General features: G+C 69.2%; 17 protein-coding genes and 1 pseudogene. 13 read left to right on the forward strand and 5 right to left on the reverse strand.

The window, feature by feature from the left end; all coding sequences use genetic code 11:
- Positions 1-299: 299 nt before the first annotated feature.
- Positions 300-542, reverse strand: coding sequence for a hypothetical protein (locus tag ACFC96_RS12150; RefSeq protein ID WP_340459909.1), 243 nt, complete (start codon positions 540-542; stop codon positions 300-302).
- A gap of 799 nt (positions 543-1341) precedes the next feature.
- Between ACFC96_RS12150 and ACFC96_RS12155 the strand changes: the two genes are divergently transcribed.
- The 11 genes from ACFC96_RS12155 to ACFC96_RS12205 all read left to right on the forward strand — a co-directional run bounded on the left by ACFC96_RS12155 (position 1342) and on the right by ACFC96_RS12205 (position 8728).
- On the forward strand, positions 1342-1560 hold the full coding sequence (locus tag ACFC96_RS12155) for a hypothetical protein (protein ID WP_340459908.1): 219 nt from the start codon (positions 1342-1344) through the stop codon (positions 1558-1560).
- Positions 1561-2076: 516 nt separating this feature from the next.
- A complete protein-coding gene (locus tag ACFC96_RS12160) occupies positions 2077-2634 on the forward strand; it encodes a hypothetical protein (RefSeq protein ID WP_328543537.1) in 558 nt (185 codons plus the stop codon).
- Between the two features lie 21 nt (positions 2635-2655).
- Positions 2656-3117 (forward strand): hypothetical protein, encoded by a 462-nt coding sequence (locus ACFC96_RS12165; protein WP_376253090.1) that lies wholly within the window; start codon positions 2656-2658, stop codon positions 3115-3117.
- 243 nt (positions 3118-3360) lie between these two features.
- Positions 3361-3567, forward strand: coding sequence for a hypothetical protein (locus ACFC96_RS12170; RefSeq protein WP_376611836.1), 207 nt, complete (start codon positions 3361-3363; stop codon positions 3565-3567).
- Between the two features lie 52 nt (positions 3568-3619).
- A complete protein-coding gene (locus tag ACFC96_RS12175) occupies positions 3620-4090 on the forward strand; it encodes an MrpF/PhaF family protein (RefSeq protein WP_376611838.1) in 471 nt (156 codons plus the stop codon).
- Positions 4083-4352, forward strand: coding sequence for a hydrogenase subunit MbhD domain-containing protein (locus tag ACFC96_RS12180; RefSeq protein ID WP_376611840.1), 270 nt, complete (start codon positions 4083-4085; stop codon positions 4350-4352). The genes ACFC96_RS12175 and ACFC96_RS12180 overlap by 8 nt, the downstream gene beginning before the upstream one ends.
- Positions 4349-5113: an MnhB domain-containing protein gene (locus ACFC96_RS12185; RefSeq protein WP_376611842.1), complete on the forward strand. Its 765-nt coding sequence runs from the start codon at positions 4349-4351 to the stop codon at positions 5111-5113. Before ACFC96_RS12180 ends, ACFC96_RS12185 begins: the two co-directional genes overlap by 4 nt.
- Positions 5110-5457 (forward strand): sodium:proton antiporter, encoded by a 348-nt coding sequence (locus ACFC96_RS12190; RefSeq protein WP_340460568.1) that lies wholly within the window; start codon positions 5110-5112, stop codon positions 5455-5457. The genes ACFC96_RS12185 and ACFC96_RS12190 overlap by 4 nt, the downstream gene beginning before the upstream one ends.
- On the forward strand, positions 5454-7265 hold the full coding sequence (locus ACFC96_RS12195) for a complex I subunit 5 family protein (protein ID WP_376611844.1): 1812 nt from the start codon (positions 5454-5456) through the stop codon (positions 7263-7265). Before ACFC96_RS12190 ends, ACFC96_RS12195 begins: the two co-directional genes overlap by 4 nt.
- Positions 7266-7310: 45 nt before the next feature.
- Positions 7311-7553: a hypothetical protein gene (locus ACFC96_RS12200; protein ID WP_340461038.1), complete on the forward strand. Its 243-nt coding sequence runs from the start codon at positions 7311-7313 to the stop codon at positions 7551-7553.
- 146 nt (positions 7554-7699) lie between these two features.
- The gene (locus ACFC96_RS12205; RefSeq protein WP_376611846.1) at positions 7700-8728 is read left to right on the forward strand and encodes a cation diffusion facilitator family transporter; all 1029 of its coding nucleotides are present in this window, start codon (positions 7700-7702) and stop codon (positions 8726-8728) included.
- 173 nt (positions 8729-8901) lie between these two features.
- On the opposite strand, the pseudogene ACFC96_RS12210 reads toward ACFC96_RS12205, so the two are convergent.
- Positions 8902-9075: pseudogene (locus ACFC96_RS12210) on the reverse strand (uracil-DNA glycosylase); the annotation flags it as partial.
- Positions 9076-9290: 215 nt separating this feature from the next.
- Between ACFC96_RS12210 and ACFC96_RS12215 the strand changes: the two are divergent.
- Positions 9291-9746, forward strand: a complete 456-nt coding sequence (locus tag ACFC96_RS12215) for a DUF2231 domain-containing protein (protein WP_376253066.1) — start codon at positions 9291-9293, stop codon at positions 9744-9746.
- A gap of 158 nt (positions 9747-9904) precedes the next feature.
- On the opposite strand, the gene ACFC96_RS12220 is transcribed toward ACFC96_RS12215, so the two are convergent.
- Together ACFC96_RS12220 and ACFC96_RS12225 are read right to left on the reverse strand one after the other, a co-directional pair.
- Positions 9905-11155, reverse strand: a complete 1251-nt coding sequence (locus ACFC96_RS12220; protein ID WP_376611848.1) for an alpha-amylase family glycosyl hydrolase — start codon at positions 11153-11155, stop codon at positions 9905-9907.
- Positions 11156-11447: 292 nt separating this feature from the next.
- Positions 11448-12125, reverse strand: coding sequence for an SDR family NAD(P)-dependent oxidoreductase (locus ACFC96_RS12225; RefSeq protein ID WP_376253062.1), 678 nt, complete (start codon positions 12123-12125; stop codon positions 11448-11450).
- Positions 12126-12253: 128 nt separating this feature from the next.
- Between ACFC96_RS12225 and ACFC96_RS12230 the strand changes: the two genes are divergently transcribed.
- Positions 12254-12967 carry a TetR/AcrR family transcriptional regulator gene (locus ACFC96_RS12230; RefSeq protein WP_376253060.1) on the forward strand — a complete coding sequence of 238 codons (714 nt, stop codon included), beginning with the start codon at positions 12254-12256 and terminating at the stop codon, positions 12965-12967.
- A gap of 14 nt (positions 12968-12981) precedes the next feature.
- Here ACFC96_RS12230 and ACFC96_RS12235 read toward each other — a convergent pair whose 3' ends face one another.
- On the reverse strand, positions 12982-13695 hold the full coding sequence (locus ACFC96_RS12235) for an SDR family NAD(P)-dependent oxidoreductase (protein WP_376253057.1): 714 nt from the start codon (positions 13693-13695) through the stop codon (positions 12982-12984).
- Positions 13696-13750 lie beyond the last annotated feature (55 nt).

Raw genomic sequence — 13750 nt, forward strand, 5'->3', positions numbered from 1 at the left:
GCGGCGTCGACGCCACGATCACCCGTGCCCACCATTCCCGGCAGGATCCCCCTCATGCGAAAGTCCCCCCGCCGGGAAACCGGACGACCATGCATCAGACGCCTTCCCGGCCAGGTCCACACACACCGACAAGTTCACCAGGTGCAAGAACCGTGGCTGATCGGTGGCAGGATGTCTGCTTTCGACAACTACCCACCAAGCAACTCTGTGAAGCGGTGCATCAAGCTAAAGCGATGGCGGGGCTGGCCGTACTAAACCATCGTGGGTGCCTTCCTGGCCTGAAGGTGTCGAAAACGCCCCTAGTCCTGCTTGGCGTTCCTTTCTTGTTCGATGAGTTGGTCGGCCTTCTGCTGCGAGCTCGGCTGGTCCGCCAGGCCCCCCATGACGTCGGCCACCGCTACGCCTGTGCTGTCGAAATACCGCCCGGCAATCTCCTTCTGCTTCGACAGTGGCTGCTCCTTCAGCCACCGTCCGTTGTCCGCGCTGATCAGGTGCATCAGGGCACTGACCGGGTCCGTGTTGTGGCCGAGGACTTCGGTCATGGGGATCTCCATTCGTAGAAGGGGGCCGTCCCCGAAAGCATTGGGCGACGGCCGCCGGGCGCCTATACCGAAAGTCCTGCCCGACGGATGCATGGGACAGCCGCAGCCTGCTAGCAATGCACTCCATTGAGGGAGCTTGCCGGTCAGCCAAGAGGTCAAGTCAGTGTGGCCTTATCGAGCTTTGCCGCGCTCGATGACGCCCTGCAGGCCCCGCGCCCCGACGACACACGCAACCCGCTGTTCGCCTACGCACAGGCCTGCGCCTATAGAAGCGGCCTGACCACCGCCCTTCGGCCGCCCCGACCGCGCCCGCGGCGCGTCGTCACATCCGCCAGCCCCACCGGCATACGGCAAACCGGACAATAGGCGTACGTCTGCAGTTCCGTCCCGCAGGGCGGTGTGGCCGAAGAGGTGTACCTGGGCGTCAGGGCCAGCCGCCACAGCGGCAGCGAGCACAGGGCCAGGACACAGCCCCTACGCCGCTTCCGTGACGCACTGCCTCGGCGTACTGGTCTTTGCGGGGCCGTCACACTCCTGCGGGGAGCATGACCGCCTCAGGACATGGGCAGCGAATCCGGTCGCGGTATTCAGCCTGCGCTGTGCGTGGCTGGCAGGTCCTAGGACATGACGCAGAGCCGGATCGCGGAACACTTCGTGATCGCAGAGGTTGCGTTTCGGGAAGTGGTGTACGGGCTGGACCTGATCCGGGGGTTTGCTCCGGCTTCTGGCTGGTGCCCGTATAGATGAACGGCCACCGGCTGATCTTCGAAGTGTCGAAGTCTCGAAGGAGATCAGCACGATGACCGCACCTGACAGTGCGCCCCTGCACGCCCTCGCCGAGGACAACCTTGCCGCGGCGAGTCCGGATCTGTCACCGAGTGGCCGTCAATACACCACTCCCGCGGACGCGACCCTCGCACAGATGCACGTTTCTCGTCTCATCCAGACAAGTTGCCAGCCGGTACGCGAGGAAGCCACCCGCGACGTAGAGCAGCGCGAGGACCATCAGGCCACCTGAACGAAACCCACTCGGCTTCTGCGCACACGGACCGTTTCGGCGCCACGCTAGCGGGCACTCGCGCTCTGGGTGACCGTGGCCCCGCCTCTCAGCCCCCTTGGGGGAGCCACAAGCCTTCACCCCTCCGTACAGGAGGGCACGTGCGTATCCACGCCCGCCCGAAGGTCTGGCTGTCGCGGACACGATCGGCCGTGACCAGTTCCGACGCCTGCTCAAAGTGGGGAGGAATGGGCCGGACCTGGGTGAGCTCACCGGGCAGCAGCGCATTGGCAAGCTCTTCGGGTGGTCGCGTTCGCCGCTCGCATCCTGCCGCTGGCCCAAGGCCGCACTCGCCCGGTGAGGACCGGGCGTACGGTGGCGTGCTGCGTGCAGCCTGAAGCGTCCCTGCCCTGACGCAGGCACCCCACCCGCGCGATGCCAACGGGCTGAGCACCGATAACCGTCAGTCACCCCACTCCACGTAGAGAACAAAGCATAAGATTGTAGGGCGATCCGCAACGAGGGAGGTTGCTCTCCATGTCAACAGGAACACTTCTGGCGATCGTCATCCCGGTGGTCGTGGTGCTGCTTCTGATCGGCGTCGCCGTGACGCTCTTCATGCGCCGTCGCCGCCTTCGCGAGCAATTCGGGCCGGAGTACGACCGGACGGTGGAAGCGGCTGACAGCCGCACGGCCGGCGAGCGGGACCTGAAGGCCCGAGAGAAGCGTCATGACGCACTCGACATCAAGCCCTTGGATGAGGGGCGCCGGGAACGCTACCGGCACGACTGGGATGACGTGCAACAAGAGTTCGTCGACCGGCCCGAGGCGGCCGTGCACGACGCGGACCGCCTGGTGACCTCGCTCATGCACGAAAGGGGCTACCCCACAGAGGACTTCGACCAACGCCTCAAAGACCTCTCCGTCGAGCACGGAAGCACCCTGAAGCACTACCGGGAAGCCCACGAGATCGACACCCTCAGCACGCAACACAAGGCAAGCACCGAACAGTTGCGAGGGGCCATGACGAACTACCGCGCCCTGTTCGACGAACTGCTCACCAACGGCGGCCAGTCGCGCCACGCGCGCGCCTAACCCGGGCCAACAGGAGGAACCGTGCAACGCGACGCCACATCGGACCCGATCCTCACGGGCCGGTCCACCGAAGACCTCGCCCAGTCCGAGGACCGCCCGCCGGACGCACCGGCGCCGGATGAAACACCGCCGCCGGAAGGAGGACGGCCGCAAGCAACTGCGACGACCGAACCGGCGCAGCAGGAGCAAGCCGCACAGCCGAACGCAGAAGAAGCGCCCCCGCTCCTGACGGCCGGGGACGCCCAAGACTTCCGCGATCGCTGGAGCAAGATCCAGAGCACTTTCGTGGACGACCCACGGGAGGCCGTCAAATCAGCGGATGCCCTCGTCACCGATGTCATGCAGTCCCTGGCCACCACCTTCGCGAATCAGAAGCGCGGGCTGGAGGGCCAGTGGAAGAGCGGCGAGGAAGCCAACACCGAAGACCTGCGCAAGGCGCTGCGGCATTACCGGTCCTTCTTCAACCGCCTCCTCACCACCTAGCCAGTGCGACCAGGATGACGCACGCTCCCTCTCGGGATCACGCACCGGAACTCGCCCCGACGTCGCCCTCGCCGTTCAGGCCGCCCTCCTCCTCGACGCCTCGGCAGACATCCCTTGAAGGCCTGCGGGACGGCCGCAGCGCGCTGCACACACGGCTGGAACCGCACCGGCGCGGTTGACGCGACGTCAAGCGACGGCATGAGAGCCTGACCGCCGGGCACCCGGTTCTCGGGAGGTGGGCTGATGGCTCGTACGGTCGCCGGCTCTGCGGCATTGCGTGTCACCGCCGAAGTGGTCGGCTGGTGGGCGGTGTTGACGGGGCTCTGGCTCGTCCTGATCTCCCGCGTTGACCTGCTGGAGTGGGTGGTCGGAGCGTGCGCCGCCCTGCTCGCCGCCTTCGGCGCCCGCGCCGCGCGCGTGGCCGCGACGGAGCGGAGCGGATCCGCGTGACGCCGCGCGTCGTCCTTCCCTCGCCCCTCGGCCGCGATCTGGGACGGGCCCGGTGAACGGCTGGCTCCTCGCGGCCGCAGCAGTGCTGGCACTCGGCGTCGCCCCGGCTCTCTGGGGTGCGACCACCGGCCCTCTCCGGCGCCGGGTCCTCGCACAGAATCTCGCGACCCTCCTCGTGTGCCTGGTCATGCTGCTGCTCGCCCAGGGCTACGCCCGCCCCTCGTACATCGACCTCGGCCTGGTCCTGGCGGTCCTGGGACCGGCCGGGACGCTCGTCTACGCCCGTCTGCTCACCGACGAGCTGGCGGCCGATCCACCCACCGCCCGGGTGACATACGCCATGACGGTTCTGTCGGCGGCGGCCCCGCCGCTCGTCGTCCTGCCGCTCTGCGTAGCGACAGGCCCGGGACGTTCCCTCGTGAAACTGCTGGTCATCGGGGTGTTGCTGACTGCTGGCAACGCCATCTCCGGCCGGGCGGTGTCGGGCAGGACGCCCCTCCCCCGGGAGGCACATGATGGCTGATCTGCTGGTCCTCCTGACCCTCGCGCTCGTCGTCGCCGCCGCGACCGCCGCCGTCCTCACCCGGGACCCGGCCCGTCAGGCACTCGTGCTGGCTCTACTCGGGCTCGCGCTCACCGTCCTGTTCACCGTTCTGCAGTCCCCGGATGTGGCCCTCTCGCAGCTCGCGGTCGGCTCCGCGCTGACTCCGCTGATGCTCCTGCTCACCGTCCGCAAGGTGCGCGGCCGTGGCCGACGCGACGGCGGGAAGAGGGGGCCCGCGTGAGCAGGAAGGCACGGCTGTGGCTGTTGGCGGTGGGGGGCATCGGCGTCGCCGTCCTCCTCGCCTGCGCGGCTTTCGACCTGCCCGGTTTCGGCGGCACTTCGCACCCGTACGGCGAGCGTGCGGTCCGTAGCGCCCTGGCCCGGCACACCGCCAACGTCATCTCCTCCGTCAACTTCGACCAGCGTGCCTTCGACACCCTCGGCGAGGAGTCCATCCTGTTCGCCGCCGTCCTCGGAACCGTCGTCCTGCTCCGCGAAACCCGCGACGAGCACAGCGAACCGCCCGAGACCGTCCAGGTCGATCCTCATGTGCGTCGCTACGCGCTGATCGCCCTGCCCGTCGCTCTGCTCGTCGGCCTCTACGTCATCGCGCACGGCCAGCTCAGTCCCGGCGGCGGCTTCCAGGGCGGCGTCATCGTGGCGACCGCGCTGCACCTCCTCTACATCGCCATCGACTACAAGGCGCTCGAGCGCATCAGACCGGCCGCCGCGTACGCGATCGCGGACGCCGCGGGCGAGGCCGCATATGTTCTCGTCGGCACGGCAGGGCTCCTCGCCGGGTCGGCGTTCCTCGCCAACTTCCTGCCGTACGGGACGTTCAACACCCTCTCCTCCGGCGGCACCGTCCCGCTCCTCAACGCCGCGATCGGCGTGGAGGTGGCCGGCGCGGTCGTCGTACTGCTCGCCCGGTTCCTCGACCAGGCCCTGGAGATCGAGGGCGGCGGGACGGGGCGCCAGGACGAGGAGGCGAACCGGTCATGAGCGTGCTTCCGTACCTCGCAGCCGGATGGATCTTCCTCGTCGGCTGCTACGGACTGGCGACGAGCCGCAATCTGATCCACGCGGTGGGCTGCCTCTCCGTGTGCCAGAGCTCGACGTACGTGCTGCTGCTCGCCGTGGGCTACCGCCGGGGCGGAACTGCCCCTGTCTTCTCCGACATCGCCCCCGGCTCCCGCCCCGTCGTCGACCCGGTCGTCCAGGCTCTCGCCCTCACCGACGTCGTCGTGGGCGCCACGGTCACGGCACTGCTCCTCGCCCTCGTCATCCAGACCTCCAAACGGCACGGCACCGTCGACCCGGACGAACTGTCGGAGCTCCGAGGGTGACAGCCGCGCAGCTCCTGCCCTTGATCGTGGCCACCCCGCTCCTCGGCGCGGCACTTCTGGTCGCGGCGGGCCGACGGCTGCCCAGGTTCGCCGCCGAGGTTCTGGGCTTCGTCTTCTCCACGGGCGCTGCCGTGTGGGCCGTCGCCCTCCTCGTGCTCTCCCCGTCGGCGGGCGCGCGCGCCGTCGAGTGGATGGGCGGATGGCGGCCCCGCGACGGCACGAGCGTGGGGATCGTGCTCGTCGGCGACCGGGTCGGCGTCGGACTCGCCGCTCTCACCTCCGTCCTGATCGTTGCCGCGCTCGCCTACTCCTGGCGGTACTTCGAAGAACCGCCGCACCGGCACGCGGGCGCGTTCCCCGCCCTGATCCTGCTGTTCCAGGCCGGCATGTGCGGCTTCGTCCTCACCGGTGACCTCTTCAACGCGTTCGTCTTCTTCGAACTCATGGGCGTCGTCGCCTACGCCCTCACCGGCTACCGGGTGGAGGAAGCCCGGGCAGTTCAGGGCGCGTTGACGTTCGGCGTCATCAATTCACTGGGCGGCTACACCACGCTGTTCGGCATCGGCCTGCTGTACGCGCGCACCGGTGAGCTCGGCCTCGCGCAGATCGGCGCACGGCTCGACAGCCACCCGCACGACGGACGCCCTGACGCGCTGGTCCTGGCCGCCTTCGTCCTGGTCCTCACCGGTCTCCTCGTCAAGGCGGCGGCCGTCCCGTTCCACTTCTGGCTTCCCGACGCGCATGCCGTCGCCCCGACGCCCGTCTGCATGCTGCTGTCGGGAGTCATGGTCGAGCTCGGCGTCTACGGCACGGCACGTGTCTACTGGACCGTGTTCGCCGGCCCCGGCGGCGTCCCGGGGCCCGACGTGCACCGCGCCCTGCTGACCCTCGGCGTGCTCACCGCCCTCGTCGGCGCCGTGATGTGCTGGCAGCAACGCCATCTGAAGCGGCTGCTCGCGTTCTCCAGCGTCTCCCACACGGGCCTTTTCCTCATCGGCGTCTCGGTCCTCAGCCCGGAGGGCCTCGGGGGCACCATCCTGTACGTCCTCGCCCACGCGGGGGTGAAGGCCGCGCTCTTCGCCTGCGCGGGCATCCTCCTGGACCGGTTCAGCAGCGTCGACGAACACGAACTGCACGGCCGGGCACGGCAACTCCCCCTGGTCGGTGTGCTTTTCTCCGCGGGCGGGCTGGCTCTCGCCGGGCTGCCGCCCTTTGGTACGGGCCTGGGCAAGGCCGTGTCCGAGGAGGCCGCGGGGTGGTGGCCGACCTCCGTCTTCGTGGCCGCCTCGGCACTCACGGGAGGGGCCGTCCTGCGCGCCTCCGCGCGGATCTTCCTGGGCTGGGGCCCCCGTCCCTCCGGCAGCCTGGAGACCACCACAGGCAAGGACGAGGAACCGGAGACAGGCGGCCCGCTGAGGCGCATCCCGGACACGATGCTCGCCGTACCCGTGGTGCTCATGGCAGGTGCGCTGGCCGTGGGGCTGGTGCCGGGGCTATGGCCGGCCGTGGGCCGGGCAGCCGACGCATTCACCGATCACGCCGGATACACGGCCGCTGTACTGGGGACGGCAGAAACGGCGCCGCCCCCGGTCACACCCGCACCCCACTGGACGGGAGTCGGGGTCACCCTGGGGCTTCTCTCCTCGGCCCTGGCGCTCGGGCTCGCCTGGACGGCGGTACGCCGGCCCGCGCCCGACGAACCGGCGCGCTGGGCCGCGCCCCTCCACCGTCTCCAGTCGGGCCACCTCGGCGATTACGTCGCGTTCACACTGGCGGGCATCGCGCTGCTGACCGCCCTCCTCTGTTGACTCGTACGCCCTCCTGGGGCACGAGGAGCATGTCAAGTTGCTGAGGTGACCCATGCCATCGCCACGGTTCCGTCCACCACGCCCCCGCCCTGGCGCGCCACCGGAGTGCTGCTCGGGCTGCTGTCCACCGGCCTCGCGGCCATGCTCGCCCGGACAGTCGTGCACCGCAGCACGTGGCACCGCGCTCGCCGGGTACTACCTCTACCACGGCTACAGGCAGGGCACGTCAGTGAGTGCTCCGACTTCGCGGTGTCGGGTATCGCGACGATCGCCGTACTCCTCCTGTGAGCCGTAGCTCAAAGAGGGGTGCTGCCCGTGATCGGACGGGGAGTCCGCCGCGCTCCGGGCGCCAGGTACCGCGCAGACCCTCAGGCGCGCCCCATTAGACCCCACTCTCGAATTGCCTCGCCCCTGCTCACGACCAAGGTGGAACGATGTCTGACGCCCAGCAGAAGCGAAGTGACCCGGACGAGGACAGCAGGACGGCTGTCACCGTCTATGTCGCTCTCGGCGCCAATCTCGTCATCGCGCTGGCCAAACTGCTCGGTGGGCTCTTCTCGCACTCGCCGGCCCTGCTGTCCGAGGCGGCGCACTCGGTGGCCGACAGCATCAACGAGGTCTTCCTGCTGGCCTCGCTCAAGCGCAGCACCCGCGCCCCGGACGCCAAGCATCCTTTCGGATATGGCAAGGAACGCTACTTCTGGTCCCTGCTCGCTGCCGTCGGCATCTTTGTGATGGGCGGCTGCTTCTCCTTCTTCCAGGGGATCGAGGCATTGCGTTCGGGCGGCTCCGAGACACGCGACGGCTACGTCGTGGTGCTCGCCGTGCTCGGTGTCGCGCTCCTCGCGGAGGGATCCTCGCTGGTGAGGGCTCTGGTGCAGATCCGCGGCAATGCCCGGCGCGCCTCGCGTGGCATGGTGCGCGAGATCCGCGCGGGCGACGACCCGGCCCTGCGGACGGTGCTCGCCGAGGACTCCACCGCCTGCCTGGGTGTCGTGCTCGCCATCGCCGGCGTGGGCCTGCACATGCTCACCGGCAACATCGCCTACGAAGCCTGGGCCTCGCTCCTCATCGGTGCCTTGCTCGTCTTCGTCGCGTTCCAACTGGCCTGCCAGTCGCGCGCGCAGCTGATCGGCGAGGCTGCCGACCCTGTACTGCGCCGCGAGATCCACGAGTTTCTCGACGAGCAGCGGGAGATCGATACCGTCAGCACCCTGCTGACCATGCGCCTGGGCACCCGCTCGACGCTCGTCGCCGTCCGCGTCGACCTGGTCGGCGGTATGGACAGCGAGGATGTCGAAGAGGTACTCGTCCGCATCAAGTCGGACATGACCGACCGCTGGCCTCTCGCCGACCAGGTGTTCCTGGACGTCACCGAGGCCACGGCGAAGGACCGTGCCCGTGCCGCCGGTGAACGGCGGGAGCTGGACGCGACAGTCGAAGCACAGGAGGCACGTGAGTGAGGCGAGGGCGAAGACACGGGACCTCAGCAGTGAACTGCGGGAGCACGCGAATACCCATGGCGGCGGAGAAGCCTGCTCTCTGGAAAACGGTGCGGCCGCCCGGCAGTTGACGCGGTCGCCCCCACGTCGCGTCGCAGGGCCCGCCGACTGCCGGGCTGTACGGCAATGGCCGACACGGGACGCGCGTCGCGGGACGGCCGGAAGGCGAGGCGTTTGACGCGTGCGGTCTCCTCGCGCCACGCGACGAGGCGCGGGCAGGCTCGGCACAGGACGAGCCGCGCATCCAGTTGGGCCAAGGTGGGGCTTTCGGCAGCCGCCTGGCCCGGGCAATCCTCGGCGGCGGACATGATTCACCCGCTTCACACTCGCTGTCACTGGCCGACCGTCGTCTGGTGTCATCGAGAAAACAGATGACGCGAGGTTTCCGCGAGAAGAGTGTCTGAGAGCAGCGGTCGCGTCCGGGGGACGTGCTCAAGTTGGCGGGTGCCCGGCCAGGGGAGACCATGGGTCGGTAGCTTTCCGGAAGCCCGCTCAGCCTGTCCGTCCGTGACGAGGAGCGACCGTGTTGCCGAAGCTGACCGAAGAGGTCGAGGGCCTGCAGGCGCTCGACGGCGTATCGCAAAAGGCCGCCGATTGGGTGGCGCGGGCAACGCATCCCGACGCGATCAAGAACGCACTGTCGGGCACCTGGCTGGGCCACCCGGTGCACCCGATGCTGACGGACGTGCCCATCGGTGCGTGGGCCATGGCCTCCGTCCTGGACGTGACCGCAGGCAGGGCAGGAGCCGCATCGGCCCGTCGGCTCGTCGGTATCGGACTGATCGCCGCGCTGCCGACCGCAGCGTCGGGGGCGTCTGACTGGTCCGACACCTATGGCGGCACGCAACGAGTCGGCCTCGTGCACGCTGTCTGCAACGTGACAGCGTCCGCGGTACAGGCGGCGTCCTGGATCGCCCGCGGACGGGGACGACACAAGCTCGGGATGGCGCTGCTGTCAGCCAGCCGCCCTCTTCCTTAACCTGGACGTCGCAAAGAGGGATCGGCCCCCTGTCAGCCGCCTCGCGCTTCACGTCTGCGGCCCGTGTCTCAAGCCCGGTGCTGTCCGTGCCTTCGACCTGACACCTCGCACAAACACGCCTCCGGGCGATACACCTCGGGCCACGCCCCATGGTGATATCAAGCGACTGGATACGGCGGCCGCACAACAGGGGCCGGGGTGCGGCGTCTGCCGCCCGTCGACGAGAACCACACCGCCACATCCGGTCCCACTCCATATTCAGCTCCCCGCAGAGGCTCGCTGACCAACAGCGGCTCGTCGGGGTCCGGCGCCGCGACCGGTTGTTCGGAGAAGTTGACGACGCACCGCAGTCCGCCGACGTTGAAGTCGAGAAGCTCCGCCTGCGGCGGAGAACTCCAGCGCAGGGAAGCCTCGGGACGCAACAGGGTGCGGCGCAGGTGCAGGGCCCCGCGGTAGAGAGACAAGGCACTGTGGGGGTTCCGAGTCTGCGCTTCGGCACACAAGGCAGCGTACGAAGCGGGCTGAGGCAGCCACGCGGGGCCGGGGCCGAACCCGTACGACGGGCCCGTGGGGGTCCATGGAAACGGGAGGCGGCAGCCGTCGCGGCCTTTGCGCGCGCCGGACGAACGGTGGCGTACCGGGTCCTGGAGCACCTCCTCGGGCAGGTCGGCGACTTCAGGTAGCCCGAGTTCGTCGCCTTGGTAGACGTATGCGGCACCGGGCAGGGCCAGGAGGAGCAGGGCCGCCGCGCGGGCCCGGCGTTCCGAACGGACGGGATCGATGTGTGGGGTGCGGCCATCGGTCAGCAACCATTCGTCGGGGTCCGTTCCCGGTGGCAGGGATAGTCGGGAGGCGTGGCGTACGTCGTCGTGGTTGGACAGTACCCAACTGGGTGCGGCGCCGGTGGTGGCAGCCAGGGCAAGGGAGCGGTCGATGGTGACGCGCAGCGCGTCCGCCCGCCAAGGGCAGGTCAGGAAGTCGAAGTTGAAGGCTTGGTGGAGTTCGTCGGGCCGGGTGTAGAGGGCGCGCCGGTCGAGGGCTGCCCACGACTCCGCTACGGTGGCACGCGGCGGCTGGTAGGCACCCGTGACCCGGCGGAACCCTCGCAGTATGTCGTGCACGTCGTCGCGGTCCCAGAACGGGTGGTCCCCGTCCCAGCCGTCACCGACGATGCGGTGGTGGACCTGACCGGAGCCGAGCTCCCGTAGCGGATCGCGCAGGTCCTTGGCCATGCCGTGGGCGACGTCGAAGCGGAATCCGTCGACGCCGAGGTCCAGCCAGAAACGGAGCACGTCCTCGCAGCCCTCAGCAACCAGCTCGACGGCGTCGGCCTCTTCATCGAGGCCACAAGCCAGTCGGACCTGGGGTACCACCAACTCGTACTCGCCGCACAGACGTGACCCTCGCACCCTGGACTGTTTCTGCATGGGCAAGGTGTTGAGGTGGGTTGATAGTGCGAGACGAAGAGCGAAGATCCTTTGGCACCCGGCGGCGGAGAGTGCGTCGAGCGGCCGACCCAGGGGTACGGCGGGCTTGGGGCGGGCGATCGCGGTCATTGGCAAGCGCCCCGCGAGGCGGCGAAGCCCGGGCTGCGTGCGTTCACGGTGCTTCGCGGACATGTTGGCGGGGCGCAGGGCCGCGCCCGTTGATCGTGCGGCGGCAGAGACCGCCGCGGCACGATCCAGGGGACGCAGCGTGGTGTCAGCGGCTGAAGACGCGTTCGGCCTTGTTGCGGTCGGTGGTGTGCAGTTCCCAGTAGACCGGGGAGATCTCCTCGGGCTGTGCCGTCGGGAAGCCGGGGATGACCGAGATGCCGATGGAGACGTCGATGCCGACGTGGGCGGCCTGGATGCCACTGCCGGCCAGCTCCTTGTGCAGGTTGATCGCCCAGTTGCGTAGGGCCGCGGCAGCGGCGTTGACGTTGCCGACCTGAGGAACGGGGTCGATGGAACCGGCGCCGGTGGTGTAGAGCAGTGTGCCGGCCCCAGACTCGTGCATCGCGGGCAGCACCGCCCGGGTGGCGGCGATGGCCCCGTAGAGCTGGAAGTCCATCTCGTGCTGCACATCTGCGGGTTCGGTCGCGCTCGGGGTGGTGAGGGTGGTGGAGTCAATGCCGCCGACCGGGGAGTACTCCAGTACATCGATGCCGCCGAAACGCAGGGCGGCGTCCTGTAGTGCGCGGGCGAGTGCGTCGCGGTCGAGGACGTCGGCGGGGAAGGCAGCGGCGGTGATGCCGTCGGCGGCCAGCTTGCCTGTCAGGTCGTCGAGCTTGGCGCGGTTGCGGGAGATCAGGGCGACGTTGTGGCCGTGGGAGCCGAAGGTGCGGGCGATGGCCAGCCCCAGCTGGGGGCCGGCGCCGACGATGGCAATGGTGGGCATGGGAAGCCTTCCGTCGAGCAGAGGTGGATAAGGCTATCCATTTTCCGATCCGGATAGCCCTTTCCGGTTCAAGGTCGAGCGTAACACGGGAATCGGATAGGGCTATCCGGTTTGCTAGTCTGGTCCGCATGCACCCTCGGGATCAGCACACTGGCAGCGCCGGGACCACGGCCGAGTCCGCAGCTCAGCCGCTGCGCAGCGATGCGGAGCGCAATCGGGCGCGGATCATCGCCGCAGCGCGCACGGTCTTCCGCCGCGACGGGCTGAGCGCGTCGATGGCCTCGGTCGCCCGGGAGGCCGAGGTGGGGATCGCCACGATGTTCCGCCGCTTCCCCACCAAGGAGGCACTGGTCGCGGCCGTCTTCGCGGACCGGATGGACGCCTACGTGCAAGCCACCACCGAGGCTCTCGCCAACTCCGACCCGTGGCAGAGCTTCGCCGGCTACATCGAAACGGTCTGTGCGATGCAGGCGGCCGACCGAGGCTTCGCCGATGTCCTGACGATGAGCCTGCCCGGAGCCGAGACCCTGGAGGCCTGCCGCGCTGAGGCGTATGAGGGCTTCCTGGAGCTCATCGCCCGCGCCAAGGACAGCGGAGACCTGCGCGAGGACTTCACCAGCCGGGACCTGGTCCTGTTGCTTATGGCCAACGCCGGCGTTCTGAGCGCCACCGGTGAGGACGCGCCCGATGCCTGGCGCCGCCCGGTCGCCTGGATGATCCAGTCCTTCAAGGCTCCCGGCCGTGGCCCGCTGCCGGATCCTCCGGAGGATGCCGCGCTGTATCAGGCCATGCGCCGCGCCAGCTCGGGCATCACCTCCCCCGAGACCGGAAAGGGGCGCTGACGCCCGGTCGGCGGTCAGTCGAGCCGAACCCCCGTGCGCTCCTCCAGGGCGTGCAGAAGCCGGTCCTGGAACTCGGGGTCGCGCGCGGCGGGGTGCGGGTCCTGGGTGCGCTGGTGGTACCAGTAGCCGCCGGTGGGCGGCGTGATGTCGTCCTGGGTGGCCAGCCAGACCTGAGTCTGGTGGCCGGCGGCCAGGTCGTCGATCGCGCCGGGGCCACCCATCCGGGTGGGCACCCAACCCGGATCGACGGCCTGGGCGCCTGTCGACTCCCACCGGGAGGCGACAGCCATGGCCAAGGTGGTCACCCACAGCTTGCTGTCGCTGTAGGAGGCCGTGCCGTCCGCCAATCGCGCAAGGCTGGTGGAACCGCCCCGATGCATGGAGCTGCTCAGAAAGATGAGTCGGGACGGCTTGTCCATCAGGGCCGTCAGCAGGTACGGCGCGATCGTGTTGACGGTAGCCGCTTCGGGGGTGTGCATGGTGCCGGCGTTGTGGATGACCGCATCGAAGCGGCCGAACGCGGCGGCCTGCCGGGCGAGGCCGGGGACCTCGCCGGTCTCCGCCAGATCCCCGGTCACCACGCCCGTCCACCGGCCCCCTCCCACCGGCGCGGTGACGCGTGCCGGGGTGCGGGCGTGGACGACCACGTCGTGGCCCTCCTCGGCCAGCGCGGTAGCCGTCGTATAGCCGAGCCCGCTGGAGGCTCCCGTCACCAAGATCAGGGCCATGTGGTCGGGTTCTCCTTCCGTGCGTTGGGGTGGAGGGCGCGAGCGTGCTGTCGGC

The sequence above is a fragment of the Streptomyces sp. NPDC055955 genome (genome assembly GCF_042270245.1).
In the GTDB taxonomy this organism is placed as follows: Bacteria; Actinomycetota; Actinomycetes; order Streptomycetales; family Streptomycetaceae; genus Streptomyces.

What these genes read in the sequence shown, in the direction of transcription:
- ACFC96_RS12150 (WP_340459909.1), bottom strand. Translation starts at nt 542, where the DNA reads ATGACCGAAGTCCTCGGCCACAACACGGACCCGGTCAGTGCCCTGATG.
- ACFC96_RS12155 (WP_340459908.1), top strand. Translation starts at nt 1,342, where the DNA reads ATGACCGCACCTGACAGTGCGCCCCTGCACGCCCTCGCCGAGGACAAC.
- ACFC96_RS12160 (WP_328543537.1), top strand. Translation starts at nt 2,077, where the DNA reads ATGTCAACAGGAACACTTCTGGCGATCGTCATCCCGGTGGTCGTGGTG.
- ACFC96_RS12170 (WP_376611836.1), top strand. Translation starts at nt 3,361, where the DNA reads ATGGCTCGTACGGTCGCCGGCTCTGCGGCATTGCGTGTCACCGCCGAA.
- ACFC96_RS12180 (WP_376611840.1), top strand. Translation starts at nt 4,083, where the DNA reads ATGGCTGATCTGCTGGTCCTCCTGACCCTCGCGCTCGTCGTCGCCGCC.
- ACFC96_RS12190 (WP_340460568.1), top strand. Translation starts at nt 5,110, where the DNA reads ATGAGCGTGCTTCCGTACCTCGCAGCCGGATGGATCTTCCTCGTCGGC.
- ACFC96_RS12205 (WP_376611846.1), top strand. Translation starts at nt 7,700, where the DNA reads ATGTCTGACGCCCAGCAGAAGCGAAGTGACCCGGACGAGGACAGCAGG.
- ACFC96_RS12225 (WP_376253062.1), bottom strand. Translation starts at nt 12,125, where the DNA reads ATGCCCACCATTGCCATCGTCGGCGCCGGCCCCCAGCTGGGGCTGGCC.
- ACFC96_RS12230 (WP_376253060.1), top strand. Translation starts at nt 12,254, where the DNA reads ATGCACCCTCGGGATCAGCACACTGGCAGCGCCGGGACCACGGCCGAG.
- ACFC96_RS12235 (WP_376253057.1), bottom strand. Translation starts at nt 13,695, where the DNA reads ATGGCCCTGATCTTGGTGACGGGAGCCTCCAGCGGGCTCGGCTATACG.